The 24,554-nt window shown below is 64.5% G+C and carries 29 protein-coding genes and 1 riboswitch; of the genes, 10 read left to right on the top strand and 19 right to left on the bottom strand.

Annotated elements, in window-relative coordinates; all coding sequences use genetic code 11:
* Positions 1-8 precede the first annotated feature (8 nt).
* Positions 9-1,934, bottom strand: a complete 1,926-nt coding sequence (locus QME71_05500) for an ATP-binding protein (GenBank protein MDI6857752.1) — start codon at positions 1,932-1,934, stop codon at positions 9-11.
* A gap of 361 nt (positions 1,935-2,295) precedes the next feature.
* On the opposite strand from QME71_05500, the gene QME71_05495 reads away from it, so the two are divergent.
* Together QME71_05495 and QME71_05490 are read left to right on the top strand one after the other, a co-directional pair.
* Positions 2,296-3,078 (top strand): FliA/WhiG family RNA polymerase sigma factor, encoded by a 783-nt coding sequence (locus QME71_05495; protein ID MDI6857751.1) that lies wholly within the window; start codon positions 2,296-2,298, stop codon positions 3,076-3,078.
* A 103-nt stretch (positions 3,079-3,181) separates the two neighbouring features.
* A complete protein-coding gene (locus QME71_05490) occupies positions 3,182-4,330 on the top strand; it encodes a hypothetical protein (GenBank protein MDI6857750.1) in 1,149 nt (382 codons plus the stop codon).
* Positions 4,331-4,358: 28 nt separating this feature from the next.
* Here QME71_05490 and QME71_05485 read toward each other — a convergent pair whose 3' ends face one another.
* From QME71_05485 to pdxS, 14 genes are all read right to left on the bottom strand, one after another.
* Positions 4,359-4,556 carry a carbon storage regulator gene (locus QME71_05485; protein ID MDI6857749.1) on the bottom strand — a complete coding sequence of 66 codons (198 nt, stop codon included), beginning with the start codon at positions 4,554-4,556 and terminating at the stop codon, positions 4,359-4,361.
* A 191-nt stretch (positions 4,557-4,747) separates the two neighbouring features.
* The gene (locus tag QME71_05480; GenBank protein ID MDI6857748.1) at positions 4,748-5,002 is read right to left on the bottom strand and encodes a hypothetical protein; all 255 of its coding nucleotides are present in this window, start codon (positions 5,000-5,002) and stop codon (positions 4,748-4,750) included.
* Positions 5,003-5,062: 60 nt separating this feature from the next.
* Positions 5,063-5,839, bottom strand: a complete 777-nt coding sequence (locus QME71_05475; protein ID MDI6857747.1) for a response regulator transcription factor — start codon at positions 5,837-5,839, stop codon at positions 5,063-5,065.
* Between the two features lie 81 nt (positions 5,840-5,920).
* Positions 5,921-6,157, bottom strand: a complete 237-nt coding sequence (locus QME71_05470) for a hypothetical protein (protein MDI6857746.1) — start codon at positions 6,155-6,157, stop codon at positions 5,921-5,923.
* Positions 6,158-6,373: 216 nt separating this feature from the next.
* The gene (locus QME71_05465; protein MDI6857745.1) at positions 6,374-6,775 is read right to left on the bottom strand and encodes a DUF3870 domain-containing protein; all 402 of its coding nucleotides are present in this window, start codon (positions 6,773-6,775) and stop codon (positions 6,374-6,376) included.
* Between the two features lie 207 nt (positions 6,776-6,982).
* A complete protein-coding gene (locus tag QME71_05460) occupies positions 6,983-7,147 on the bottom strand; it encodes a hypothetical protein (protein MDI6857744.1) in 165 nt (54 codons plus the stop codon).
* An 87-nt stretch (positions 7,148-7,234) separates the two neighbouring features.
* A riboswitch (cyclic di-AMP (ydaO/yuaA leader) is annotated at positions 7,235-7,355 on the bottom strand.
* Between the two features lie 195 nt (positions 7,356-7,550).
* Complete coding sequence (locus tag QME71_05455) at positions 7,551-8,342, bottom strand: SDR family oxidoreductase (protein MDI6857743.1); 792 nt, start codon at positions 8,340-8,342, stop codon at positions 7,551-7,553.
* Between the two features lie 47 nt (positions 8,343-8,389).
* The gene (locus tag QME71_05450; GenBank protein ID MDI6857742.1) at positions 8,390-9,502 is read right to left on the bottom strand and encodes an ABC transporter permease; all 1,113 of its coding nucleotides are present in this window, start codon (positions 9,500-9,502) and stop codon (positions 8,390-8,392) included.
* A complete protein-coding gene (locus QME71_05445; protein MDI6857741.1) occupies positions 9,495-10,229 on the bottom strand; it encodes an ABC transporter ATP-binding protein in 735 nt (244 codons plus the stop codon). The genes QME71_05450 and QME71_05445 overlap by 8 nt, the downstream gene beginning before the upstream one ends.
* A complete protein-coding gene (gene tmk / locus QME71_05440) occupies positions 10,226-10,906 on the bottom strand; it encodes a dTMP kinase (protein MDI6857740.1) in 681 nt (226 codons plus the stop codon). Before tmk ends, QME71_05445 begins: the two co-directional genes overlap by 4 nt.
* The gene (locus tag QME71_05435) at positions 10,884-12,482 is read right to left on the bottom strand and encodes a R3H domain-containing nucleic acid-binding protein (protein MDI6857739.1); all 1,599 of its coding nucleotides are present in this window, start codon (positions 12,480-12,482) and stop codon (positions 10,884-10,886) included. The genes tmk and QME71_05435 overlap by 23 nt, the downstream gene beginning before the upstream one ends.
* A 12-nt stretch (positions 12,483-12,494) precedes the next feature.
* Entirely contained in the window at positions 12,495-13,442 is a 948-nt protein-coding gene (locus QME71_05430; protein MDI6857738.1) for a hypothetical protein, read from the bottom strand.
* 12 nt (positions 13,443-13,454) lie between these two features.
* Positions 13,455-14,060, bottom strand: coding sequence for a pyridoxal 5'-phosphate synthase glutaminase subunit PdxT (gene pdxT, locus QME71_05425; protein ID MDI6857737.1), 606 nt, complete (start codon positions 14,058-14,060; stop codon positions 13,455-13,457).
* Between the two features lie 8 nt (positions 14,061-14,068).
* Positions 14,069-14,956, bottom strand: a complete 888-nt coding sequence (gene pdxS, locus QME71_05420) for a pyridoxal 5'-phosphate synthase lyase subunit PdxS (GenBank protein ID MDI6857736.1) — start codon at positions 14,954-14,956, stop codon at positions 14,069-14,071.
* Positions 14,957-15,457: 501 nt separating this feature from the next.
* Between pdxS and QME71_05415 the strand changes: the two genes are divergently transcribed.
* From QME71_05415 to QME71_05395, 5 genes are read left to right on the top strand one after another with little or no spacing between them, the layout of a single operon-like run.
* Positions 15,458-15,898 (top strand): universal stress protein, encoded by a 441-nt coding sequence (locus tag QME71_05415; GenBank protein MDI6857735.1) that lies wholly within the window; start codon positions 15,458-15,460, stop codon positions 15,896-15,898.
* Positions 15,895-16,317: a TrkA family potassium uptake protein gene (locus QME71_05410; protein ID MDI6857734.1), complete on the top strand. Its 423-nt coding sequence runs from the start codon at positions 15,895-15,897 to the stop codon at positions 16,315-16,317. Before QME71_05415 ends, QME71_05410 begins: the two co-directional genes overlap by 4 nt.
* Position 16,318: 1 nt before the next feature.
* Positions 16,319-17,005, top strand: coding sequence for a TrkA family potassium uptake protein (locus QME71_05405; protein MDI6857733.1), 687 nt, complete (start codon positions 16,319-16,321; stop codon positions 17,003-17,005).
* A 4-nt stretch (positions 17,006-17,009) separates the two neighbouring features.
* Positions 17,010-17,861: a prephenate dehydratase gene (gene pheA / locus QME71_05400; GenBank protein ID MDI6857732.1), complete on the top strand. Its 852-nt coding sequence runs from the start codon at positions 17,010-17,012 to the stop codon at positions 17,859-17,861.
* Positions 17,862-17,866: 5 nt separating this feature from the next.
* Positions 17,867-18,676, top strand: coding sequence for a DNA-formamidopyrimidine glycosylase family protein (locus QME71_05395; protein ID MDI6857731.1), 810 nt, complete (start codon positions 17,867-17,869; stop codon positions 18,674-18,676).
* A 141-nt stretch (positions 18,677-18,817) separates the two neighbouring features.
* Here the strand turns inward: QME71_05395 and QME71_05390 are convergent, their stop codons facing one another.
* The 3 genes from QME71_05390 to QME71_05380 all read right to left on the bottom strand — a co-directional run bounded on the left by QME71_05390 (position 18,818) and on the right by QME71_05380 (position 20,762).
* A complete protein-coding gene (locus tag QME71_05390; protein ID MDI6857730.1) occupies positions 18,818-19,345 on the bottom strand; it encodes an HNH endonuclease in 528 nt (175 codons plus the stop codon).
* A gap of 82 nt (positions 19,346-19,427) precedes the next feature.
* Complete coding sequence (locus QME71_05385) at positions 19,428-19,928, bottom strand: CvpA family protein (GenBank protein MDI6857729.1); 501 nt, start codon at positions 19,926-19,928, stop codon at positions 19,428-19,430.
* Between the two features lie 174 nt (positions 19,929-20,102).
* Entirely contained in the window at positions 20,103-20,762 is a 660-nt protein-coding gene (locus QME71_05380) for a phosphatase PAP2 family protein (GenBank protein ID MDI6857728.1), read from the bottom strand.
* A gap of 132 nt (positions 20,763-20,894) precedes the next feature.
* On the opposite strand from QME71_05380, the gene menA reads away from it, so the two are divergent.
* Positions 20,895-22,403 carry a 1,4-dihydroxy-2-naphthoate octaprenyltransferase gene (gene menA, locus QME71_05375; GenBank protein ID MDI6857727.1) on the top strand — a complete coding sequence of 503 codons (1,509 nt, stop codon included), beginning with the start codon at positions 20,895-20,897 and terminating at the stop codon, positions 22,401-22,403.
* 32 nt (positions 22,404-22,435) lie between these two features.
* The gene (locus QME71_05370; protein MDI6857726.1) at positions 22,436-23,140 is read left to right on the top strand and encodes a ubiquinone/menaquinone biosynthesis methyltransferase; all 705 of its coding nucleotides are present in this window, start codon (positions 22,436-22,438) and stop codon (positions 23,138-23,140) included.
* On the opposite strand, the gene QME71_05365 is transcribed toward QME71_05370, so the two are convergent.
* Entirely contained in the window at positions 23,141-23,752 is a 612-nt protein-coding gene (locus QME71_05365; protein ID MDI6857725.1) for a helix-turn-helix domain-containing protein, read from the bottom strand.
* Between the two features lie 295 nt (positions 23,753-24,047).
* Between QME71_05365 and QME71_05360 the strand changes: the two genes are divergently transcribed.
* Complete coding sequence (locus QME71_05360) at positions 24,048-24,440, top strand: hypothetical protein (GenBank protein ID MDI6857724.1); 393 nt, start codon at positions 24,048-24,050, stop codon at positions 24,438-24,440.
* Positions 24,441-24,554 lie beyond the last annotated feature (114 nt).

Raw genomic sequence — 24,554 nt, 5'->3', positions numbered from 1 at the left:
TTCTCGGCTTAGCTGCCCTCTCCCAGGATCTGCCTCACGACCTTCCGCACGTCGCCGATGCTGAAAGGCTTCGGCAGGCAGGGGTTATCGATGCGCTGGAGGAAGGTGCGGGTCTCGGCGCTGACCGTGTCGCCGGTGATGAAGACGGTATTCTTCGCCAGCTCCGAGTCCATCTCTTTCACGTGGCGGTAGAGCGCCTGGCCGCTCATGCCGGGCATCTTGATATCTGTGATGAGGAGATCGTAGGCGTACTTCGCCAGCAGCGCCGCCGCTTCGTCGCCGTTGCGCGCCCTGTCGACTCGGTGCCCGTCGCCAGTCAGCACGTCCGTCAGCAGCGTCAGGATGCTCTCCTCGTCGTCGACCACGAGAATACGCCTGCTGACCTCGACGGGCGCCGCGTGCGGGGTCTCCGGCTCCGGAGCGGGCAACTCCGGCCCGCTCACAATGGGCAGCTCGACGGTGAAAGCGGCGCCCTTTCCCGGCCTGCTCTCCACCCGTATGCGGCCGCCGTGCTCATCAATTATCCCGTAAGATATCGTGAGACCCAGCCCTGTCCCCTGTCCCCCTTCCTTCGTGGTGAAGAAGGGGTCGAAGACGCGGCGCACGTTCTCGGGCGGTATGCCCACGCCGTCGTCGGCAAACGTCAGCCGCACAAAGCCTTTGTCGGCTCGCGAGCGCACGCGCAGCTTTCCCTTGCCGCGCGCGCTCAGCATGGAGTGCTCCGCATTGGTGATGATGTTGAAGAAGACTTGCTGGATCTGGTCGGGGTCGGCCATGGTGCGCGGAAGGCGCGGGTCGAGGTCCAGCTCGAGGTCGATGTTCTTCACCCGCAGGTCGTAGCTGCGCAGCTCGAGCACGCGTTCGAGCAGGGCGTTCAGGTCCACGAGCCCCTTTTGCGCTTTTCGGCGCCGGGCGAAGGCGAGCAGGTTCTCCACTATCTTCGCCGCCCGCTGCGCCTCGCCGTAGATGGTCTCGACGTCGCGCCGCGTCTGGGCGTCGAGGTCCCGAGCCAGCAGCAACTGGGCGAAGCCGGTGACGCCCGTGAGGGGGTTGTTCAGCTCGTGCGCCACGCCCGAGACGAGCTGGCCGACGCTGGCCATCTTCTCCGATTGGAGGAGGCGCTCCTGCATGAGGTGCTCTTCGGTGACGTCGCGCAGGACCAGCAGGATGCCGCCCTCGCCGCCCGCTTCGTCGAGGAGCGTAGCCCTCACCGAGAGGCGCCGCTGGCTGTCCTCGCCGATCACGAACTCCTGCTCGACGGCGTCCCCTCCCTGTTCCAGCGCCTGCTGTGCGAGGGCTGCCAGGGGCGTCTGCTCGAGGCTCGTGGCGCCTCGGCCCCAATAGGCGTCCAGCAGCTTCTTCGCCGCCTTGTTGAGGAGCAACGGGCGCATGTCCCTGCCAAGGACGATCACGCCGTCTTCCAGCCCGTCGACGAGCGACTGCGACCGCTCCTTCTCATCCGCTCGGGCCTCGTCGCGGCTTTCGAGGAGGGACGATGCCTGGTGGGCGGCGGCGTAGACGAGAGTACTTTTCTCGCCTTCGAAAGCGTTCTCCCCGGCCGCGATCACCCGCACCAGGCCCATCACCCTTCCCTTTACGATGAGCGGCGCGTCCAACGATGACAGGGCGGGGCCTTTCCACGCCGGGCCTGTGGGCGTCTTGTCCCTGGCTAGCGGGACGATTTGCAGCGGCCCTCTCGCGCACCCCGCATGAGAGTCGCCCGAGAACCGGCGAACGCTATCGACGAGGTCGTCGGCCAGGGCCTCGGCAAACCCCTGGTCTACGGCGCCTGTCGTGAAAAGGAGGGGGTAGTCCTGCTTCTCGAAGCAGAGGACGGCCGCAACAGCGTCGAAGCCGACCAGCGGCCGCAGCGGCTCGAACAGGAGCCGCAGCGCTTCACGCTCGCTTCTCAGGATGTCCGGGGCCGCCGTCACGTCGGCGCCTCCATGCCGTTCTCCGCCGGAAGGCCTCAGCTAATGTAGCACAAGAGTGGACCCCCAGCAATTCGAGATCTCCCTTAAGAACGTGTTCGAGGAGGGACTGGTCATCTCCCTCGAGAAGCATCAATAGAGACTGCGATGCGCCTGTCCCGCGTCCGCGTGGAGAAAAACGAGCGGCGCGACTGCCCAACACGGTTCTCATCAGTGGCGGCGGCGCCCCACTTCAGCGCTTGCGGCCGTCCTATTAAGTGCATTCCCTCATATCACCGGAAGCGCTCGGTCGCCGATACTGGTAGACGTAAAAGGAAAGCCTGTGGCGGGGTGATCCAGATTCACTTAGACTTGGAGGTGCCATTTGCCTTCCCAAGCCGACGCCACAGCGGCCAGCATCGGCAGTTCTCCCCCTGACGACCAGGAAACCGCTCTCTCCCAGCTTGTACGTGATTACATGCCGTTGGTGCGCCACGTGGTCAACCGGATCCTCATCGGGGCGAGCAGCTCGTCCATCCTTCAGTACGAGGATATGGTGAGCTGCGGTGTGCAGGGGCTGATAGAGGCCTACCATTCGTTTGACGCGAACAAGGGGGCGAAGTTCTCGACCTACGCCCTGCCGCGCATCCGCGGCTCCATCCTCGATGCGCTGCGGGCCGCGCATCCGCTGCCGCGCTCTCTACAGAAGTTCGCCTCCGACATCGAGGCGGCGACAAGCGCTCTCCATAACGAGCTGGGCAGGGGCCCAAGCAAGGCGGAGATCGCCGAACGGCTCGGCGTGCCTCTGCCCCAGTTCCTGAACTCCCTTAGACACTGCAACGTCAGGATCGTGTCGCTCGACAATCTGGCGGACGTAGCGGTAAACGGCAACAGCGAAAGGCTCTGCGAAATGGCGGACGAGGACCCGAGCATCGACCCGAATCGGGTGGTGGAACGCTCGATGGTGAAGACAAAGCTTCAGGAAGCGGTGAGCAACCTCCCGGAACGGGAGAGAGTCATCGTGCAGCTCTATTACATCGAGTCGAAATCGCTGAAGAGCATCGGGCAGGCGCTGGGCATATCGGAATCGAGGGCGTCGCAGCTTCGTCAGCGGGCGCTGCGCCGGCTGCGGGCGGCGTTGATGGAAGACATGCCGGAAGCGGCGTAGCGGTGTCCGTTCGAGTGCGGGAAACCTCCATTGGATGCGCTGTCCGCCTCTTTTTGGGGATCCTCCCGCAGCGCGTCGCATCCGGCGCGCACAGGATGAAGCCATGACGAACGGTGGTCAGCCGAAGTTGAGAGTGGCCCTTGCCGGCGCCGGCAGCGGCTGCCTCGCTTACGCGCGCGCGCTGGCGGCAGTCGAGGGCGTCAGCATCAGCGTCGCCGCGGCCCAGCCGACGCTCGGCGTCGAGCTGGCAAAGGCGGTCCCCGGGCTGCGGATCGAACGCGACGCCGCCGTGCTGAGCATGGGCGCTGAGAACGACGCCATCGTCTTCGCAGACCCGCCGCGCGAGCCGTTCTCCGTGATACGGAAGGCGCTTCTTCATGATAAGCACGTGCTGGCATGCGGCGTCGCGCCTTTCGTCTCCAGCGAGCAGATGCGGGAGCTGGCGCGAGTGGCGGCAAGGCGCTCGCTCGTGCTTATGCTTGCCGAAGAGCGTCTCTTCCATCCCGCCCTGACGTTCCTGCGGCGGATGCTCTCGGAAAAGAGCGGATTCTGGCGCTTTCGCTATCTGCGCGCCCTCGTTGCTCCCGGGGCTGCCGGCCAGGCGTTCACGGCCGCCCTTACGCTGGAAGAGATGGCGCTCGTGGCTCGACTGGTCGAATCGCATCCCGAGAGCGTGAACGCCAGCGCCTGCTACGGACAGAGCGCTATCGAGCCCGTTGCCCTGTTTGTCACGATGCGCTACCCCGAGGGGAGGCTGGTATCGCTGCAGGTGAGCGCGCTCGAGGTGCAGGAGACGAGGCAGTGGGCGCTTGTTACGGATTCGAAGACGGTCCTGGTGGACGAACGCGACCCGCGGGGACCGCTAAAGATAATCTCCGCCGGCTCCGACTCTGCCGCCGGAAGCCTCCTTCACCTTAACCCGCCCGTTCCTTTGGGGGACTGGTCGTCGGAAAGTACCGTTACGCCTCCCGTAGTGGCGGTGGACGCCAGACTTGAGCAATGCAGGCAGTTCGTTTCTGCGGTGGAGAGGAGCGACGCCGGGCAGGGCAACGCCGCCTTCTGGGCGGAGGTGATATCGACGTGGGAAAGCGCGCAGGAGTCGGTCGCTCTGGCAGGAGCAGCGGTGGAAGTACGGGCGCAGGCCGGAAGCGCAGCCGTGTCCGGCAGGCCAAAGCTGAGAATAATCCGCGGCAGGGGAACCGGCGCGGTTGTGAAGGGCGAAAGGCCGAGCCTGACTCTCGTCACACGCTAGTCGACCGTGCGGTCTCGCATCTGGAAGTCTAGCCGTTCGCCGCCCTCTGAGGCGCTCTCCTGTTGTTCCCACCGTTGTCCTGGCAGAGCTCTTCCCTGAGGATGACGATTTCTTCGGCGGCGGCGATCCCCAGCTTCACGCGGTCGCGCTCAATGCCGAGGACCCTCACCACGATGTTCCCCTGGATTACTATCCCCTGGTCGACCTTACGGGTCAGAATAAGCATCTTCTCATCCTGAGCAGGCGATTGTGTCCGTCTCGCCCGCCGCCGGCTTCTTGGAGTGTGCGGCGAGAACCTTTCTGCCTGCACCGACATTATCGGCATCGGCGCGGGAAAGATCAGAGGGAATTGCCCTTAAAGAAGAAGGGCGAAAACAGGCCCGTCGAAGGGGTGCGGCGCTGCGGGGGGTGCCGCGACTACAGACTGAATTCGTCGGGGAAAGCGGAGAGGGTAACGGGGAAGCGACGCAGCACTTCCTGGGCGGCTTCCGGCGCGCCCACGCTGATGCAATCGCAGTATGTGGCGTAGATGGAGCGGTCGAGCAGCCGGATACCTTCGATGTTGAGCTGCCCCTCGTGGTCTCTGCGCAACTGAAGCAGGCGCCTCAGCCGGCGCAGGAATATGCCCTGCAGCTCAATGCTTGTCTTGTCCGTTTCCAGGGGAGTCGGCATCCATCTTCCTCCGTCGCCGGGTTCACTGCCGTGGGCGCTCATCTTCGTCGCAGACTCTTCTCAAACAGCCTTTCGAGGTTCCTCCGACGCGAGGTCCGGCGCGGCCTCGAGGTTAACGATGCCTTTCCGGATGGCGTACCGGATGAGGTCGGTGCGGTTTTGCGCGTGGAGCTTGCTCATAATGTGCGCCTTGTGCGCTTCAACTGTCTTCACGCTGATAAACAGCTCGTCGGCGATGCGCTGGTTGGAGTATCCCTCGGCGATGAGTTGCAGGACTTCGCGCTCCCTGCTCGTGAGAAGCTCGAAACCCGCCTTGCCGTCCCCTTTCTGCGCCTGCCACAGAAGCTCGCTTATGGCAACGTTGTCCGATATGGCGGAGCTGAAGTAGGTGTTGCCGCGGTGCACGGCCTGGATGCCCAGCAGCAATTCCGTCACGTCGGACTTCTTGACCACGTACCCGGAGGCTCCTGCCCTGAGCGCCCCCATGATCTGGTCGTCCTCCATGTACCCGGTCAGCATCAACACCTTGGTCTTGGGCACCCGCCGTCGGATCTGGCGGGTCGCTTCCAGGCCGTTAAGGCCCTGCATGACCATGTCCATTAGCACTACGTCCGGCTGCAGCTTTTCCACCGCCTCGACCGCTTCGCGGCCGTTGCTAACGTCGCCGATGACCTCTACTTCGTGGTGTGCGTCGAGCAGCAGCCGCAGCGCCTGGCGCAGGACGGCGTGGTCGTCGACTATGAGGACCCGAATTCGCGCGCCCGGGCGCCGCCAGTTCGACGCGTCGGTGCGGCCTACCTTCCCTGCGCCTGGACCTTTTGCTGTTGAGCCTTCCATCCGAGCACTCCTTGCCTCAGTCGCTGCTGCTGCCTACGTGTCTTCCCTGCCAACGGCCGCAAAATCTATCACAAGCCGCCCCTACTGACAAGTGCGGCCTTCAAGGGGGTCATCCATCAGTTGTTGGTAACGCCAGTGCTGTATGGGCTCACCCCCGGCCGTCAGCTCGCGGTAATCGTCGAAGCGCTCCACCAGTTCGAGCCGGTCGGAGTAGCGTCTCGTGGCGTGGCAGCGCCGGCAGACGGCCTCAATCGACCCGTTCCGGGGCTCGCTCAAGAGCCAGTGGTGCTGACATTGGCTAACTGCCGTTTGTGCCATCGGTCGCTCCTTCGCCGATGTGTGCTGGCTCTAACAGAAGCTGGCGGCAGCATTCTACCCTTGTTCAGGAAGTCTGCTCTATCAGCGAAAACCCTTACGCGGAAGTCAAGTCGCCCTTATTTCTCCTGGTTCGAGAAGGCGATCGGGGACAGGAGGAGCGGTCGCAGGGGCCCCTGGTCGAGGAAGCCGCAGGGAAGGTGTGATCAGAGGGGCTTATCAGCCTGTACAGTTGCCGTTGTGTTCGCCGTTGCCGTGAGGCGGCCGGATGACGTGGCGCTTGTAGGCGTCGTAGACGTTTGGCAGGGCGGTGCAAAGCGCCTTCTGCGGGAGCCCGATGTACCGATGGGGCAGCTGCTCTATAACCCGTGGAAGCTCGTCGTCGAGTCTCCTATTGCGTAGCAGGTCGCGCAGGACGCGTCCTGCCCTGGTGGGTAGGCCGTTTACGATGACGCCGAGGACCCGGTGGTCATCTTCGCCAATCTCTATTTCGACGGCGACAACTCCCGCCGAGCCGACGGGCGAAAGGGCTTGAGGCAGGCGGGCGTAACCGAAGAATATGAGAGTTAGGCCTTCATGTTCGAGAAAACTCGCTCTTTCCTCACTGCCGGTTTCCGGCATCGAGGTCCCTCCAATGTCACTCCGTTTTCGGGGTATTCTTCCGGATGCGGCTGACTGGAGCGAGCGTATGGCAGGGAGAGACAGCGAGACTGTGAAACGAAGCTAAAGATGAGGCAAGATCCATTAAGGAGTCATATACAGCGGTCCGCCGCCTTACGTTTTGGACGCGGAGAGGGCGTCAGGAAGCGGTGAAGCGAGGTGCGAAGACTATAGCCGCAGCTTTCCGTGCGAGGGCTGGCGCCGGCGCTGCCGTACGCGGCCGGTTTCGTCTTCTTCCAGAAGCTCGATTGCAGGCGGCGATACGGCTTCGTGCACGTAGCCGCAGGAGAGGCAACTGCTATAGGTACCGTACCAGTCTCTCTCAGCGATCATGGAACCCCGGCAACGGGGACAGACTCTGGGCAGCGTCGTCTCCATCATCTCTCCTTCGGCACAGAAATCTACCAGAACCTCCTGCTGGCCAAATCCCTTCGCTGCCTCTCGGGGTTAGCTATCGGGTTAGGGTTGGGCGCCCTACTCACTGGCGTGAGATTCACCCCTGCGGAAATCGGATCCCCCGTTCACTAGGCACGGGCCTGTGCGATACGTACCAGCTGGACAAGTTGAACCCTGTCGTTAGTATAATCTTTCTCTATTTCCGATGTCAAATCTAGCCTAACTTGCAGAAGAACCGGCGGAGTCGGCAGCGATAGCGGCTCAAGAGGCCGTCTTTGCGCAAAATGCGATGGCAGCCATCGATGCCCTTGCGCGCGGCGCTCGCGACCGCTCGATGCTCTCAGAAGACGGCCGCCGTCGCGCCGCCGTCGACCTGGATCGTCGCCCCCGTGATGTGACGCGCCGGCTCCGACGCCAGGAACACGACGAGGGCCGCCACGTCCTCCGGCGCTCCCATGTGCCCGACGGGGATTTGCGCGTTCTCCTGCGCCAGTATTTCCTCGTAGCTCTTCCCCTGCGCCGCCGCCCGCGAACGCATAAGCGACTCCATCCGGCCCGTCAGCGTCGGTCCCGGACAGACGTTGTTCACGAGGATGTTCTCCGGCCCCAGTTCGCGGGACAGCGTCTTCGCCAGTCCGACTACCGCGAGGCGCACCGAATTCGAGAGGATCAGGCCGTCCAGCGGCTGCTTCACAGCGTAAGAGGTGAGGTTGATGATCCGTCCGCCCCCCTGGCGCCGTAGATAAGGTAGCGCTTCGCGGATTGTGCGCACGGCGCTCAGGAAGTTCGTCTCGATGGCCGCCTGCCACGCCTCTTCCGAATGCTGCTCGAAGCTGCCGAACGGCGGCCCGCCGGCGTTGTTCACCACGATATCGAGCCGTCCGAAGCGCTCCACCGTCTGCGCCACCAGACGGCGGACGTCGTCGTGCTTCGCCATGTCGCAGACAACCGGAAGCGCTTCCGTGCCCGTCGCATCGATGATCTCGACGGCCGCTTGTCGCAACGCTTCCTCGCCGCGGGCCGCGATGGCGACCCGGCACCCCTCCTTCGCGAGCCCCATCGCGATCGCCTTGCCTATGCCGCGGCTGCCGCCGCCGACGATTGCGACCTTTCCCGCAAGTCCAAGCTCCATGTCGCCTCCCTTCTTCGGAAAAGTCCGAAATGTACAACGCGCGGCGCTTAGTCCAGCCGCCGCCGCAACGTCAGAGCGCTGAGCACGACAAAGAACAGCGCGAATGCCAGCAGGACGGCCAGGTTCGTCAACAGCTCCCTGCTCGCCAGGTCCTGTCCCTCCAGCATCACGCCGCGCAGGGCGTCGTTCGAGTACGTGAGGGGCAGCGCGTGCGCAATCCCCTGCAGCCAGTCCGGCATGCTTTGGATCTCCCAGATGACGCCGCTCAGCAGCGCCTGCGGCACGATCACCAGGGGGATGAACTGGATCGCCTGCAATTCGTTGCGAGCGAACGTCGAAAGGAAGATGCCCAGGTTGACGGCTGCCACTGTCAGCGTGATGACGAGGAGGAAGACGAGTCCGAGGTTCCCACGATAATCGATATCGAGGACGAACAGCGCCACCAGCAGGATAATGACCGATTGGAGCACGGCGAGAACGCCGAAGCCCAGCATGTAGCCGACCACAAGCTCGCTGCGGCGCGTGGGAGTCACCATCAGGCGCTCGAGGGTGCCGCCCGTGCGCTCGCGGAGGAAGCTCACGGCAGTGAGGAGGAAGACGAAGAAGAAGGCGAAGAAGCCGATCAGCGGCGGCGCCTGGAAGTCCACCGTATCGAACTCGGGCCCGCCGAACACGTAGCGCACATCGACCTCCGGAACGGACGCGTCCCCCCCGGCGGGTGGCGCCGGCTGCACCGACTCGAGCAGAGAAGCGAAGGCGGCGCTCTGCGAGACGAGCCTGCGGACCGCCATGCTCTTCTGCGGGTTGGCGCCTTCGAGGACGAGCCGGACCTCCTGGCGCCCATCTTCCGTCTGCCCGACGAGCGCCGCCCCGTCGAAGTCACCGTCCTCCACCGCTTCGACCGCCTCTGCTTCCCCCTGAAAGACGCGCACGTCCCAGTCCGCCTGCGCCGCCGCTCTCTCGACCAGTGCAGAAAGCGTCGACCGTCCGCCGTCCTCAACTAACGCTAGGGAAACGGTGGTCTCAGTGCTGCGCAGCAGGTACCCGACCAGCGACAGCACGACCGCCGGCACGATGACGATGAGCGCCAGCGTGCGGGGGTCGCGCCGGAACTGGCGCACGATGCGGACGGCGATCGCCAGCGTGCGGCGTCTATCCATGCGGCTCACCCGCGTAGGTCAGGAACGCTTCCTCCAGCGTCGCCGCGCCCGTTGCGCGCTGGAGCTCGTCCGGCGTCCCCTGCGCCAGCAGCCGCCCGTCGCGCATCAGTAGGAGGCGGTGGCAGCGCGCCGCCTCGTCCATGACGTGGCTGGTGACGATAACGGTGGCCCCCTCGGCGTTCAGCTTGTAGAAGTGGTCCCAGAAGACGGCGCGCAAACGGGGGTCGGCGCCCACCGTCGGCTCGTCCAGGAGGAGCAGTCGCGGCCGGTGGACGAGGGCGCAGGCGAGGGAAACGCGCCGCTGCATCCCGCCGCTGAGCTCGTGTACGGGGCTGCCCGCCCTGTCCGAGAGCTCCATCAGGGCGAGCGCATCGTCCACCTCGCGGCCGCCGGCGAGGCCGTACAGCCGGGCGAAGAAGGCGACGTTCTCGCGGGCGGAGAGCTCGGCGTAGAGGGCGAGGTACTGCGGCATGTAGCCGATCCGGCTGAGCAGCCCCTCTGAAGGGAGACGTTCTCCCCAGACCGCTATCCGGCCCGCCGACGGCTTGAGTATGCCGAGGATGAGGCGTATTAGCGTTGTCTTGCCGCAGCCGCTGGGGCCGAGGAGGCCGTAAGTGAGGCCGGGCTCGATGCTGAAGGTAACGTCTTTGACCGCCTCGACACGGCCAAAGCTCTTGCTGATTCCCTCCGCAACGACAGCGCTTTCCACCGGCAGCGGCGGCCTCAACCGCCCGGTTCCAGAAGAGACTGCACCCGCTCCCAGATTAGATCGGCGACCGCCTCGACGGGAAGCGCGGCGTCAACGATCAGCCACCGTCGCGGCTCCTTCGCCGCAAGGTCCGCGAAGCCCCGGCGCACGCGCTCGTGGAAGGCGCGACTCTGCCCGCCCACATGGTCCTGCTCCTCCCTCTCGCCCTTGCGGCCGAGGGCGGTCTCGACGCGAAGGTCGAGGAAGACCGAGAGGTGGGGCTTCAGGCCGCCCGTTGCCAGCCTGTCGGCTGCCTCCAGCGCCTCGATGTCGAGGCCGCGGCCGTAGCCCTGATAGGCAAGGGTGGAGTCGCTGTAGCGGTCGCAGACGACGATTTCGCCGCGCTCGAGGGCGGGCCGGATGACGTCGCGGACGAGCTGGGCGCGGGACGCCTCGAATAAGAGCGCCTCCGTCTGGGGAGCGAGCGAGGAAGGGGAATGGCCTTCGCCCTCCTTCCGGGCTGCGCTGAGAAGGACGCCGCGTATTTCCTCGCCGACGGGCGTGCCCCCCGGGTCGCGCGTAAGCACGACCTTCCGTCCCGCGGCTTCGAGCCGTCGTTGCAGGAGTGTCGCCTGAGTGGTCTTTCCTGCGCCGTCGCCCCCTTCGATGGTGATGAAGACGCCCGACCCTTGCTCAGGAGGCTTTGTGCTCGGCACCTTCTGTCCTGTCTTCGTCTTCCGGCGATGCGCTCCCCCGGAAGATGCGGACGCGCCGCAGGGGTTCGCGGCCCAGGCTTCGCGAGGAGAGGCTGTACTTCTGCGCTAGCTGGTGCTGGAGGCGGCGGATGTAGGCGTTCTGCGGGGAAAGCTCCACTTCGCCGTCTCCCGTCATGACCGTTGATATCGCCTTCTCCGCCTCCTGAAGGGCGGCGGACACGGGATCGAACCGGCCGTGGTCGCCCTGCATGGCGATAAGGCTTTGCTCCATCTGCGAAATCGTGTTGCTCCGCAGGACGTAGATCGGCAGCCCCCTGGCCTCCGCTTCCCGGAGGACCTGCGGCTTGCGCCGGTAGAAGCTTCGCAGCGTCATCACCACATCGGCGTCGTCGAGGTGGTCGCTGACGAGAGCCGGCGAGGCCGTCTGCCGTATCGCCTGCTCCAGCCGTTTTCGTGAGATGCCGAAGGGGTAAATCGTGCGGGAGATGGCGGCGGGGCTTGCCCTCGTTTCGGCGGCAGGCGGCCCGAACGTTTCGAGACTCGACTTCTCGCGCGCCAGGTCGGCGGGGCTGAGCCGGCGCACCCGCCCTTCCTCATCGAGTTCCCGCACTTCCGCTTCCACCTGGTACCCGCGCAGAATGGCGTCGACCGTCTCGGCGACGTTGGGGTGGACCGCCACCCTGTCAAACGTCTGGATCTCGACCACGACGTTGAACGTGGGCGGCGCCTTCCGCTCGAGGATCGACTTCTGGGTGCGCCGCCGCCGCGCCTCCTCGTCGCTCAGGGTAACGGACTGGATGCCGCCGATAAGGTCGGAGAGCGTGGGGTTCATCATCAGGTTTTCCAGCGTGTTGCCGTGGGCCGTCGCCACGAGCTGGACGCCGCGCTCGGCGATCGTGCGGGCGGCCAGCGCCTCGAGCTCCGTGCCGATCTCGTCGATGACGATGACCTCCGGCATGTGGTTCTCGACCGCCTCGATCATGACGGCGTGCTGCATGAGGGGGCTCTTCACCTGCATCCGGCGGGCGGTGCCGATTGCAGGGTGCGGGATGTCGCCGTCGCCCGCGATCTCATTCGACGTGTCGACAATGACGACGCGCTTATTCATGTCGTCGGCGAGCACGCGGGCCACCTCGCGGAGCATCGTCGTCTTGCCGACGCCGGGCCGCCCCAGAAGGAGCGTGCTCTTGCCGGTGCGGATGATGTCCTCGATCACCTTGATCGTGCCGAAGACCGCCCGTCCGACGCGGCACGTTAGTCCCACGATGCGCCCCTGCCGGTTGCGGATGGCGGAGATGCGGTGCAGTGTCCGCTCGATACCCGCCCGGTTGTCCTCGCCGAACTCGCCGATCCGGTGCACCACGTACTGGATATCCTCTTCCGTCACCTCGTCGTCGCTGAGGACGATCTCTTTCTTTGGATACCTGGCCTCGGGCAGCCGCCCCAGGTCGAGGACGACCTCCAGCAGGTCGTGATTGTCCTGTTGCTCCTTGAGCGGGTCGAGTATGCGGGGCGGTATGCAGCGCATGAATTCATCGAGGTCGTCTGTTATTCGTTTGATGGCGGTGGCTTCCATAGCGCTCGCCCCCTAACCCCAGATGGCCGGCGCAAGTTGGGCCGCCTTCACGGGAACGGCGGTCCTCTTTATGAGCAGCGAGTACTCTTGCCCCAGGTGGAAGCCGCGTCGCAGCAGACTGCGGGCGATGCCCTCGGCGTACTTCGGCAGGAGGGCGAGCAGGAGACCGCTGCCTTCGAGCTGCGAGAGAAGCTCGTCGAGGATGGCTTCCTGGCTGGCGCGCTCATGAGGGTGTAGCGTCAGGTCGAAGCGGGCGGTGTCGCCGCTGGTGGCCGCGCGCGCCCGGGCGATGATGCGTCCGTCCCGCTCCGCTACGCTCTCCGATATCCGGCTTTCCAGCCATTTTCGTTCCTGGTTCGCCTTCCACTCGCCGAAGGTCATCCCCTCGGCTGCCCGCACCAGCTCGGGGACGCACAGATTGTAGAGCTGGAAGAGCGCAAACTCATCCGCCCGTGTCTTCTTGCGAAGGACAGGGCCGGCGGGCCTTCGCTCTCGACGGCTGATTCTGGGCGAGCGGCAGGCGTAGAGTCTCTCCGTGAGGTAAGGTGTGAAACCCGCCCGCGCCGCTACAGGCAGGAGCGGGCTGTCTTTGCAGAGCCGGAGGAAAACTCGTTCAGCTCCTTTTCGAGCGACATGCTGCGCCATTTCTTCGAGCAGCGACATTATGGTCTCCCGCTGCCCGTTGGATGCGTCGACGAGGCAGTCTATCTCCCAGGCGGTCCGATAGCCGCGCCTGTGCGCCGACAACAGCCCCTTCACCGCTGCGCCCTCGATGCCTACGAGGGTATGCCGGCCGGTGGCGAATGAGAACCACTGCTCGACAGCCTTTTCGATGGGGCGGCTCTCCACCTCTCTCTTGCCCACCTGCTCGCAGCCTCGCGCCTCGTTGGGGCAGGCGCTACTGTCGAGGGAGGCGAGGGCCACGAGGTCGGTGGGGCGGATGGCGCGGATGACTGTCATGTCGCGTTCCGGCTAGCCTCGCTTTCCCGGCTTGCTGGCGGAGTCGACCATCCGAAGGAAGTACTGATGAAACCGCATATCATCGGTCAGTTCGGGGTGGAAGGCGGTGGCCAGCAGGTTCGCCTCTTGCGCGGCGACGATGCTGCCGCCGTCGATTTCGGCCAGCGCTTTCACGCCTGCCCCGATCTTCCTGAATACGGGCGCCCTGATGAAGACGCCGCGGAACGGGGGGTCGCCGAGCGCGGCGATCCGCAGTTCGGCTTCGAAGCTGTCCACCTGCCGGCCGAACGCGTTCCGCTCCACCACCGCGTCCATGGCGGCGAGCGTCGGGTAAGGGATGCTTCCGTTGTTTTGCGCGAGCATAATCATGCCGGCGCAGGTGCCCCAGACGGGGATCCCTTCCTCGATCATTGCCTTGATCGGTGGAGTCAGCGCGTAGTCGTTCATCAGGCGGGCGATGGTAGTGCTCTCGCCGCCGGGAATGACGAGACCGCGCAGGCCTTCGAGGTCTCGCGGCAGGCGCACCTCAACCGCTTGAGCGCCGAGGCAGGAAAGGGCCCTTACGTGTTCAATAAACGCACCCTGCAGGGCCAGCACGCCGATTCGGGTCTCACCCATCTGCAGTTCTACCAGCCTCGGATGGCGAGAAGGGCCTCCTGGGGGATCTCCTTTATGTCCAGACCCGGCATCGCCTCGCCGAGCCCGCGCGATACCTCCGCGATGATCTTGGGGTCGTTGTAGTGGGTCACCGCCTTGACGATTGCCCGCGCCCGCTTTTCGGGGTCCGTCGACTTGAATATACCCGAGCCGACGAAGACGCCGTCGGCGCCGAGCAGCATCATCAGGGCCGCGTCCGCGGGGGTGGCGACGCCGCCGGCAGCGAAGTTCACGACGGGCAGTACACCGGTCTCGTGTATCTCCTTCACCAGCTCGTACGGCGCTTGCAGAGTCTTCGCCTCCGCCATCAGCTCATCTTCGGGCAGGGCCTTGATGCGGCGGATGCCGTCCATCACCGCCCGCATGTGCCGTACTGCCTCCACGATGTTTCCGGTACCCGCTTCGCCCTTCGTGCGGATCATCGCCGCCCCTTCGCCGATGCGTCTCAACGCTTCGCCGAGGTCGCGGCAGCCGCAAACGAAGGGGACCTTGAACGCGTGCTTGTTCACGTGGTGGGCCTCGTCGGCCGGCGTGAGCACTTCCGACTCATCGATGTAGTCGACTCCCAGCGCCTCCAGCACCTGCGCTTCCGCAAAATGCCCGATGCGGCATTTCGCCATCACGGGGATGGTAACGGCGTCCATTATCTTGAGGATGACGTCGGGGTCGGCCATGCGGGCCACGCCGCCGGCGGCGCGGATGTCAGCGGGTACCCTCTCCAGCGCCATGACGGCGCAGGCTCCCGCCTCCTCGGCGATCTTCGCGTGCTCGGGCGTGACGACGTCCATGATGACGCCGCCCTTGAGCATCTGCGCCAGGCCCTTCTTGACGACCCACGTGCCCTTCTCCGCCTCCATCGAATGGCGTCCTCCCTATTCCTAGCCTGACCTAATTCTACGATCAGCGGAAGCAGGCACGCAAGGGCGTTAAATCGCTTACGCTGCTGTCCTTTCCCCCGCGTTCTGGTTGACACCCTGGTGGCGGCGGCCTACGATCATATTCTAGAGAATCGCCAAACGGGGGGACGGGAACGGAACAAAATGCGGGGATTCCGGCAATTTCTGGCCTACGCCTCTTTATTCATCGGGGCCGTTGTGCTTGTGTTCTCCCTGCTGCAGCCGGACCGGCCCGCGCTGGGGCTTCTCTTCGGAGGGCTGCTGATTTCAAACGGTCTCCTTCGTCTCTACATCGGCGCTGCCGGCTAGACCATTGAAGTCCTTTTGCCGGCCTAGCCGATTAGGCCCGGAGAAGAGGGACGTGCCTTGCCCTGAATTCTGTTGCGGCTTTTCGAAACAGCAACATATAATTATGTGCAGCGGTTCGAAATGAGTACTCTCGCTTCCTTAATAGGGAGAACCTTGCCGCGAATCGACCCCGTAGGGCAGATGAAGACGATTCTCGTGCCCGCCGATGGGTCCGGCGCAAGCATGGAGGCCGTGGCGCTCGGCTGCAACATTGCCAAGCGCAACAAGGGACGAGTATACGTCGTGCACGTCATCGAGGTTCGCCGGTCGCTACCGCTGGATGCCGATCTCACGCCGGAAACGGAACGGGGGGAGGAAATACTGCGCCAGGCAGAGAAGATAGCCCGCGAAATGGACTTCGAGGTAGAAGGCGAGCTTCTGCAAGCGCGCGAGGCGGGCCACGCCGTCGTAGACGAAGCGGTGGAGCGGAAAGCGGACCTGATTATCGTCGGCGTTGAGTACGACCGCTCTTTCGGAGGGTTTCACCTGGGGACGGTCTCGCAGTATGTGCTGAGAAACGCCCCCTGTCATGTATGGATCTGGCGGCACAAATGAAGATCATTATCATGGGCTCCGGCCGAAGGGGCGCCGAGGTTGCGGCCGCACTCGATAGGGAAGGCCATGAGGTCACCATCCTCGACACCGAACCCGCCGCCTTTTCGTTCCTGCCGGACGACTTCGGCGGCACCAAGATAGTCGGCAACGGCATCGATGAGGACGCCTTGCGGAGAGCGGGAATAGAAGAAGCAGACGCCTTCCTTTCCACCACCCGCGGCGACAACCGCAACGTGATGGCGGCCCAGATCGCGAAGCACTTGTTCAATGTTCCCCGTGTCATCACTCTCATCCATGACCCGATAAGAGAAGAGATGTACCGCGCGTTGGGCCTGCGCACGGTGAGTCCCACGCGTATCGTCGCCCACAGCCTGAAAGAGGCGCTGGAAGCGGACGACACTCTGTCCGACGAGGCGTAAAGTGTACATCATCATCGTCGGCGGCGGGAAAATCGGTTACTATCTTGCGCGGCAGTTGCTGGAAGACCAGCACGAAGTGCTGATTATCGAGCAAGACCCGGAAAAGTGCGCGCAGATAGCGGAGGACCTGGGCGAAGTGGTGATGCTCGGGGACGGCTGCGAGGCGGCTACACTCGAGCGGGCGGGAACGGCGCGGGCCGACATGGTTATCGCCCTCACCGGCGACGACGAAGACAACCTTGTGGCGTGTCAGGTGGCGAAGCACAAGTTCACCGTCCCGCACACCGTCGCCCGCATCAACAACCCTAAGAACGAGCGCATCTTCAAGAAACTCGGCATCGACGCCACCATCAGCTCCACGGCCGTCATCCTCGCTCACGTCGAGCAGGAGTTGCCCTCTCACCCGCTGATCCCGCTGATGACGCTGCGGGGCAGCGGCCTCGAGATCGTCGAGGTCAAGATCCCACCCGACGCCTTTGTAGTGGGGAAGAAGATAAAGGATATCCTCTTGCCCCAGCAATCGCTGATAACACTGATCATCGGCGAAGACGGACAGCCGCGGCTCCCCACGTCCGACACGGTCATCCAGGCGGGAGACGAAGTGGTGGCGGTGACGATGCTCGAGAGCGAGGAGGCGCTGCGCTCTGCCCTCACCGGTGCCCCCGCGTCTCCCAAGACCTTGAGATAGGCCGATGGTGAACCGCCTCGCATATTTGGGCCCTCCCGGCACCTTCACGGAGCAGGCAGCCCTGCTCCATGACCCGCAAGCGGAGAGGCTGCCGTTCGCCACCGTTGCCGCTGTCGCCTCCGCCGTCGACTCCGGGATGGCCGATGAGGGCGTGGTGGCGATCGAGAACAGCCTGGAGGGCTCGGTCACGGATACGCTCGACGTTCTCATCCACGAATCGCGCCTCTCGATCCGCCGCGAGCTCGTGCTTCCCATCGAGCACTGTCTTCTCGCCAAGCCGGGCACCGCCGCCCCCGAGATTGAGACCATCTTCTCGCACCCTCAGGCGCTGGGGCAGTGCCGGCGGTTTCTTGAGCGCTGTTTCCCCAAGGCGCGGCTGGAGGCGTCCCTCTCGACCACGGCGGCGGTCGAGCAGATGATGCAGCACGAGAAGAGCGCCGCCATCGCCACCCTGCGGGCGAGCGAGCTGTACGGGATCGACGTGCTGGCGAGGGGGATACAGGACAACCGCAACAACGAGACCCGCTTCGTCGTTCTGGCGGCGGACGATAGTCCTCCGACCGGACGCGATAAGACCTCCATCGCCCTTTCCGTCGCCCACGACCGCCCGGGTAGCCTCGTCGACGTGCTGCGCGAGTTCTCGGAACGCAACATCAACCTCATGAAGATCGAGTCGCGGCCGACGAAGCAAGAGCTGGGGAAATACGTCTTCCTGATCGATTTGGAGGGGCACCGCACGGACCCCGTGGTGTCCGAGGCGCTGGAAGGGGTGCGTTCACAATCGTACTTCTTCAAGGTCTTCGGCTCATACCCCCGGTTCGAGAACGCGGGGCCGGCCGCAATCACCTCCCTTTAACGTCGATGCCTGAGCTCCCCGACCTGGAGGCGATGAAGAGCTTCCTCAACCGCCGCCTTCCCGGCCTGGTAATCGAGGAAGCGCAGGCGCTCATACCCGTCGTGATCCGCCTCCCAAAATCCGATTTCGAATCGCTTCTCCGGGGCAACGCCTTCGCCGAGACGCGGCGTTTGGGCAAGTTCCTCCTCTTCCCGCTCAAGAGCGGACACGTCATGGCCCTCAACCCCATGCTCACCGGCCGCTTGCAGTACTCCTCATCGGACGAGAAGAGACCGGCGCGCACGTGCTTTGTGCTCGGCCTCTCCAACGGTTATCAGTTGCGCTACGTCGATGAGCGCTTCATGGGGAAGCTGTACGTTGTCCCCTCCGACAGGCTGAACGACGTGCCGCAGTTCGCCGAGATGGGGCCGGACGCCCTGTCGCCCGAGCTATCGGAGGAGGCGTTCGAGGAACGGCTGAAGCGGTTCAACGGGCAAGTGAAGAACATCCTACTGAACCAGCGGTTCATTGCCGGCATCGGCAACGCCTACGCCGACGAAGTGCTGTTCGCCGCCGGTATCTTCCCGTTCCGCAAGCGTTCCACGCTCACCTCCGAAGAGGCACGTCGTCTCTACGCTGCGATGCGTTCCGTGCTCACCGAGGCGGCTGCCATCGTGGAGGAACGGACGCGCGATAAGCTTCCCCTGGAGGAGGTGCGCGACTTCGTGAAGGTGCATCGCCGTGGGGGAGAGGCCTGTCCGAACTGCGGCGGCCGCATCAGCGAAATAACGGCGGGCAACCGCGTAACAAGCTTCTGCCGTCGCTGCCAAACGTGATGCCCTGGTGCGGGTGTCGCGGGGCCCGTTGCCGGCCCGGCGGCGAGACGTCATCCTGTGAGAACGTCATCCCATCAGGCGGCTTTGGCGGGAAATGAAAAAGGCCTGGCGGCCCTTTCAGTCTTCCCCGTTCAGTCCTGACTAGGCGTAGCCGTCGGGCATCTCCCAGCCGGGGATGAACTTGCGCCACCCCTCTTCACGTTCCAGGTAGTCGTAGAAGAGGTAGTAAGAGGTCGCAGGCGGTCTGGCGGGCTCCCGCATCAGCTTCATGTGCGCTTCCTGCGGCGCTCTGCCCGCCTTTCGATGGTTACACGCCTTGCACGCCGAGACCAGATTGTCCCACACGTGCTGTCCCCCTTTGTTGCGGGGGATCACATGGTCGAGGGTCAGGTCGTGGGTACGCTTTCCGCAGTACTGGCACGTGTAGTGATCGCGGTTAAAGATCTCTTTCCGCGTGAGCCGCATTTGGGGGCGCGGCCTCTTTATCAGGTACACGAGGCGGATCACGGAAGGCAAGCGGAACGTCAGGCTGGGACTGTGAAGAGAGGCGCTGTTGTGTTCCAGCACCTCTGCCTTTCCGCGATCGACCAGAACGAAAGCGCGTCTGGCGTTGCAGACGTTGAGCGGTTGGTAGTTCTGGTTCAGGACGAGAACAGCGGAATTAACCATGGGACCGAAAATGAGCTTTACTCGCAGTTATGATATCAGAAGCTCTGACGGCAGGCAACGACGCGGGAAGGGACAGATTGCGTCAGACGAAAGCCTCGACGGCGCTATCGAATTCCGAGGGCAGCACCTTCAGCACGAACGGGATGCCGTCTAGGAAGAGGGGGCCGAAGAGTGAGCCGTCGATCGCGTCTTTGAGGCCGAGCGCGGGGAACGTCACGAAGACGATCAGGAGCACCTCCACGACCACAATCCCCTTGAAAAGGCCGAAGACCGCGCCGAACAGGTGGTCGAAAGTCCCCAGCATGAGTATCGAGGCCGTGTGCTTGAGCAGCATCGCCGTCAACTGGCCGGCAAGGGTGCAGGCGCCGAAGATTAGCAGAAAGGCGATTATCCGTACCGCGTTCTCGTCGAGGTCGACAAGCGATTGGATGTCCTCTGCCAGGTCGTCGTAGAAGAACCCGGCCAGGACGATGCCGAGGGCCACCCCCACAATGGTCACGACTTCGCGTATGATGCCGGCCCAGAAGGCGGCGAAGGTCAACCAGGCGACAATCGCAATTATTACGAAGTCGACCCAATTCATCGCTGCTGCCTAACCCCTCACGTCCACCTTTGCTGCTGCCGCTCCCTCCGGGCCCTGGCTAACGGTCACCTTACTCCTGGAAAACTCATCGGTCAACCCGAAAAGGCCTTCTCAACAGTATTGTCGGAGCAACGGGAGCCGGGAAGAAGTGAAGACGCGCGCCAACACTCAACGTCAGCGGTGGACCTTGCGCCGAACGAAGCCGCCCGACTGAAACCGTCGCCGGACGTGGCGGTAACCCAATATTAGCAACGCCAGCGCCAGCGCCCCGTACAGGTGCCCTCCCAGCACGTCGCTCGGCCAGTGCACGCCGACGTACACGCGGGCAGGCCCGGCGGCGAAGATGACGAAGGCGAGGACGATTTGCAGCGGCGCCCGCAGTTCTCGCCTGGGGACGGCGATCTGCACAAGGTAGAAGAGCAGGCCGTAGAGCACCATCGCCCCCACGACGTGGCCGCTGGGAAAGCTGAAGCCGGCGGCTTCGTCGCGCACCTCCACGAGCTCCGCGTCGGGCCGCGGCCTTGCCACGAGCGCCGATATGGCCTCTCTGAGCGCCCGCGGCACGAACGAAAGGACGATGAACGCCCCCTCGACGAAGCGCCGCGTTAGCCCCAGCCACGCCAGCGAGACGAGCGTCACCGCCAGCGTCAGGGGGAAATCGCCGGCAGCGTTCACGGCGTCGGCGACAGCGGACAGCCCGTCGATGCCCTGCACCCACTCCGCGACCGGGAGGTCGCCGGGAAAGCGCGAAGCGACGGTCGCGAAACCTGCCATCACGCCGAATAGCGCCAGCCCGGCAAACCACAGGGGCCAGAAGAGCGATCGTAGGTTCATCTGGTCACAGCGCAGGCCGTTCGTCCGATTATGCCACTCGTCTACCCGCCTGACAACGACCTGCCCCCGGGGTGGAACGTAACAGATGCCCTCTCTAGAATTTACGAAGACGCTTGTTTGGAGGAGCATCACATGCAGACGGCTCACGATGAGGACCTGCGAACGGAGATCGCGGCTACCCTCGCCGCCCGTAGGGAGATAGCGATGGCGGCATCGATCGGCGGGCAAGCGCGCGTCAACCTCATCCCGTTCGCCTTCAGTGAAGACCTTACCTTTTACTCCATCGTGAGGAAGGGCCCTCCCTCCCTGCAGCTCCACCATCACCCCCGGCTATCGCTTCTTGCGACGCCTGCGGGCGAGGGCGGGAGTCTGCGCGAGGTCGAAGTGACGGCTACCGCCGTGCTGTTGCGGGACGAAGCAGAGAAGGCGGCGGCGCGGCGCCTGCTCGAAGAGCGGAGCGTCGTCGTCGAGGATGCGGCTGTCGAATACGTGCGGATCGTTCCCCAGCGGATAGAGCTGCGCGAAAAGGCGGAGGACGGACGCCTCCTCTCCTGCCGCTCTATTGACTTCCCGGACAGCGGGCAGGCGCCGGGCGACGCGGCCCTGTTCCGTCGAAAGGCGTTCGCCTGGCTCCTGGCCGTGAGGGCGCCCTTCCTTACCGCCAGCGTCGTGCCCGTCCTGCTGGGCGGCGCCATCGCCTGGGCCACCCGCGACGCCTTCAACTGGGGGCTCTTCTTCCTCGCCCTCATCGCCGGCGCGCTGCTTCACCTGGCGGTCAACGTTTACAACGACTACTTCGATCACCGCAGCGGAAACGACCCCCTGAACGTCGACTTCGTGCGGCCGTTCAGCGGCGGAAGTCGCGTCATACAGTTGGGGCTGCTGAGTCCGCTGGAGATGATTTCCGGCGCCATCCTCCTCTCCGCGGTGTCGGCGGGGATCGGCGCCGTGCTGGCGTGGGCCGCCGGGCCCTGGGTCCTGGCGTTCGGCGTGGCCGGCCTGATTTCCGGCGTCTTCTACGTGGCGGGCCCCTTCAACTGGGCGAGCCGCGGAGTGGGTGAGCTGACGGTGGGCCTCAACTTCGGGACCCTGATGACCCTCGGCTCGTACTACGTCCAGACGGGGAGGGTAGACTGGACGCCCGCCGTAGCGTCGATCCCGGCTGCGGCGCTGATCGCCGCCGTGCTATACGTCAACGAGTTCCCCGACTACGCCGCCGACAAGGCTGTCGGCAAGCGCACATGGGTAGTGCGGTTGGGCCGGCAGCGGGCGGTAATCGTCTACGCTCTCCTGATGGCCATCCCGTACGTGACCGTCCCACTGGGCGTGGCCTTCGACGCGCTTCCCCCGCAGACACTCATCGCGATGCTGACGCTTCCCTTCTCGCTGCGCGCCGTGCAGGTCGCGGCTCGCCACCACTCACAGCCGTTGGAGCTGGCGCCGGCCAATGCCCTCACGATCGTCAGCCATCTTGCCACCGGGCTCCTGCTGACCCTCGCCTTCGTCTGGGAAGGTTCCGGGCTGACTGAACTGGGCTACGTCATCGGGCTGGCGCTGCTGTTCGCGGGCATGGTGCTCTTCGTCAGCCGCGGCATCGAGCAGGAGAAGAGAGCGTTTCTCGCCGCCCGCGAAGCAATGTGAGCAGCAGGCGTCTTTGTGGAGGGAAAGAAGGGGTGAGATCGCCGCGAAGCGCCCCCTTCGTTCGCTCCCTGTTTGACGGCATCGCCTCTCGTTACGACCTCACGAATCAGCTCATCACGCTCGGGCAGATAGGACGCTGGCGGCGACGGATCGCCCGCGAGGCGAGCCGCGAGCGGCCCGGCGTCGTCATCGATCTGGGCACCGGCACGGCCGACCTGGCCGTCGCTCTCCTCAGGGAAGCCAGGGTGCCCGTGCGCGTGATTGGGGTCGACCTGTCGCCGGAGATGGTGCGCCTCGCCCGCAAGAAGGTCAAGCGGCGCGGACTGGAGCGTCAGGCGTCGTTCGTCCTCGCCGACGCCTGCGCCCTCCCGTTCAAGGACGGGACGGCGGGCTGCCTGGTGAACGCCTTCTTTCTCCGCCACGTTCCCGACCTGTGGGCCGCCTTCACGGAGTTCTACAGGGTGCTGGAGGACGGCGGACGCGTGATCTCTCTCGAGCTATCGCAGGAGCAAGCGCCGGGATTCCGCAGGCTGTTCCGTTTCTGGTTCCGGCGCGTCGTTCCCCTAATCGGCGGGTGGGTAACGGGAGACCGCCGCGCCTACGAATACCTTCCGCAGTCGCTGGACGCCTTTCCCGATTCGCAGCGGCTTGCGAAAGCGCTGGAGGACGCCGGCTTTCGGGCCGAATACGAGCGGTTCGCCCTTGGCATCGTGGCGATAAGCAGGGGCATCAAGTAATCAGAGCGGACGGATCCGATACGTGCAGGAGCGGTCGCCGCGCAGGATGCAGCTCGTCAAACGCGCGTCGGCCTGCAGGAGAAGGCGCAGGAACTCTACATCGAGGGCGCAGACGCAACTGTGATTCGAGGCGACGTCAGGGAAGGGGCAGGTGTAGCGGATGATGCCGAATTCGCCTTCGCCGGTGATCGCTTCCACCAGGCAGCCCTGTTCCTCGAATATGCGGGCCGCTTCCCGGACTCTCTCCGGGAGGCTCTTATTCTCCATTCTGGTGGCCAGCGGCTCCGCCAGCCGCCGCGCCGCCCGTTGCATCAGGCTTTGGACGCCCTTGCTCCCGGTCATCGCCCTGATCTCATCGAGGAGCAGACTGGCCAGCATGTCGTACCGCTTGGGGTAGAGAGCGTCGCCGTCCTTCGTGAGGCTGAAAACGAGAGCGGGACGCCCGACGCGTCCCCGCTCTTCCCTCGCCTGGATGAGGCCGTCGCGCTCAAGGATGGTGAGGTGCTGGCGTATACCCGTGGAGGTGAGGCCAAGAAGATCGCCCAACTCCTTGACGGAGGCCTGTCCTTGCCGCCGCAAGTAGTCGAGAATGTCCTTCCTCGTTGCCTGCATAGCCGTAGTAAGAGTACCTTCGGACAGAAAAGCCAATAAGTTCTGTCAAAATATGCTAGCATAGACCCCTCTTTCTGGCAACGACGCCCGGCACTCCACGCTCGCTTCTGAAGTCGCGGTGCCCGTTGTGCTAGGATTGAGGGCGCGGACAAAGCGGAAGGCGCGTTTCGCAGGAATGCCCGGCCGAACCGCGCCGCGCAGGCGTCTGCTCGCGTCCTGCCGCCGCCCTCGGTTCTCTGGCGCCCCGCGCGGGGCCGTCCTATAATTGACGTGTACGTCTGAGCGAAGGCGGAGTATGGTCATTGACAGCGATCCCATGGCCCGCAAGCGACGGGCCGACCTGATCATCGAGACGACGGCGGGCGAGCTTCGCGAGTTGCTGCAAGAGGCCGTAGCGCGACTCCAACCGTTCCCGCCCCTGCCGGGCTCCTTCTTCACTTACGGCATAGAGATAGAGGGAGGCTGCGTCGACAGCCCCGAGCGCGGCTGCGTGATCCTCGCTCCCGATGGCGAGCTGTACGAGCTCGAGCTGAGCATCGATTTCAGCGACGGAGGCTGCGACCCGGTCGCCGCCCGTGACGAGACGCTGAAAAAGCTCGACCTTCACCCTCGCGACTATATCGTCTTCGCCTACAACGCCCTCACCCGCGTCACCGAGCTGCTGATGGAGCAGGAATCGACCGAGTAACCGCGCGCCGCGCTTTGCAGGTCGAACCGCAGCCTCGTTTTCGCCTGTTACGCCGGCCGCTGATTCTGCTATCATTGACCGTGTTATTGCGCGTAGCGGCGGAATTGCAGGGCG

The sequence above is a fragment of the Dehalococcoidia bacterium genome, from assembly GCA_030018455.1.
Taxonomy (GTDB): Bacteria; Chloroflexota; Dehalococcoidia; order DSTF01; family JALHUB01; genus JASEFU01.
This window is presented reverse-complemented; position numbering and strand designations above follow the sequence as displayed.

What these genes read in the sequence shown, in the direction of transcription:
- QME71_05490 (MDI6857750.1), top strand. Translation starts at nt 3,182, where the DNA reads ATGACGAACGGTGGTCAGCCGAAGTTGAGAGTGGCCCTTGCCGGCGCC.
- QME71_05485 (MDI6857749.1), bottom strand. Translation starts at nt 4,556, where the DNA reads ATGCTTATTCTGACCCGTAAGGTCGACCAGGGGATAGTAATCCAGGGG.
- QME71_05480 (MDI6857748.1), bottom strand. Translation starts at nt 5,002, where the DNA reads ATGCCGACTCCCCTGGAAACGGACAAGACAAGCATTGAGCTGCAGGGC.
- QME71_05475 (MDI6857747.1), bottom strand. Translation starts at nt 5,839, where the DNA reads ATGGAAGGCTCAACAGCAAAAGGTCCAGGCGCAGGGAAGGTAGGCCGC.
- QME71_05470 (MDI6857746.1), bottom strand. Translation starts at nt 6,157, where the DNA reads ATGGCACAAACGGCAGTTAGCCAATGTCAGCACCACTGGCTCTTGAGC.
- QME71_05465 (MDI6857745.1), bottom strand. Translation starts at nt 6,775, where the DNA reads ATGCCGGAAACCGGCAGTGAGGAAAGAGCGAGTTTTCTCGAACATGAA.
- QME71_05460 (MDI6857744.1), bottom strand. Translation starts at nt 7,147, where the DNA reads ATGATCGCTGAGAGAGACTGGTACGGTACCTATAGCAGTTGCCTCTCC.
- QME71_05455 (MDI6857743.1), bottom strand. Translation starts at nt 8,342, where the DNA reads ATGGAGCTTGGACTTGCGGGAAAGGTCGCAATCGTCGGCGGCGGCAGC.
- QME71_05450 (MDI6857742.1), bottom strand. Translation starts at nt 9,502, where the DNA reads ATGGATAGACGCCGCACGCTGGCGATCGCCGTCCGCATCGTGCGCCAG.
- QME71_05435 (MDI6857739.1), bottom strand. Translation starts at nt 12,482, where the DNA reads ATGGAAGCCACCGCCATCAAACGAATAACAGACGACCTCGATGAATTC.
- QME71_05430 (MDI6857738.1), bottom strand. Translation starts at nt 13,442, where the DNA reads ATGACAGTCATCCGCGCCATCCGCCCCACCGACCTCGTGGCCCTCGCC.
- pdxT (MDI6857737.1), bottom strand. Translation starts at nt 14,060, where the DNA reads ATGGGTGAGACCCGAATCGGCGTGCTGGCCCTGCAGGGTGCGTTTATT.
- pdxS (MDI6857736.1), bottom strand. Translation starts at nt 14,956, where the DNA reads ATGGAGGCGGAGAAGGGCACGTGGGTCGTCAAGAAGGGCCTGGCGCAG.
- QME71_05410 (MDI6857734.1), top strand. Translation starts at nt 15,895, where the DNA reads ATGAAGATCATTATCATGGGCTCCGGCCGAAGGGGCGCCGAGGTTGCG.
- pheA (MDI6857732.1), top strand. Translation starts at nt 17,010, where the DNA reads ATGGTGAACCGCCTCGCATATTTGGGCCCTCCCGGCACCTTCACGGAG.
- QME71_05395 (MDI6857731.1), top strand. Translation starts at nt 17,867, where the DNA reads ATGCCTGAGCTCCCCGACCTGGAGGCGATGAAGAGCTTCCTCAACCGC.
- QME71_05390 (MDI6857730.1), bottom strand. Translation starts at nt 19,345, where the DNA reads ATGGTTAATTCCGCTGTTCTCGTCCTGAACCAGAACTACCAACCGCTC.
- QME71_05385 (MDI6857729.1), bottom strand. Translation starts at nt 19,928, where the DNA reads ATGAATTGGGTCGACTTCGTAATAATTGCGATTGTCGCCTGGTTGACC.
- QME71_05380 (MDI6857728.1), bottom strand. Translation starts at nt 20,762, where the DNA reads ATGAACCTACGATCGCTCTTCTGGCCCCTGTGGTTTGCCGGGCTGGCG.
- menA (MDI6857727.1), top strand. Translation starts at nt 20,895, where the DNA reads ATGCAGACGGCTCACGATGAGGACCTGCGAACGGAGATCGCGGCTACC.
- QME71_05365 (MDI6857725.1), bottom strand. Translation starts at nt 23,752, where the DNA reads ATGCAGGCAACGAGGAAGGACATTCTCGACTACTTGCGGCGGCAAGGA.
- QME71_05360 (MDI6857724.1), top strand. Translation starts at nt 24,048, where the DNA reads ATGGTCATTGACAGCGATCCCATGGCCCGCAAGCGACGGGCCGACCTG.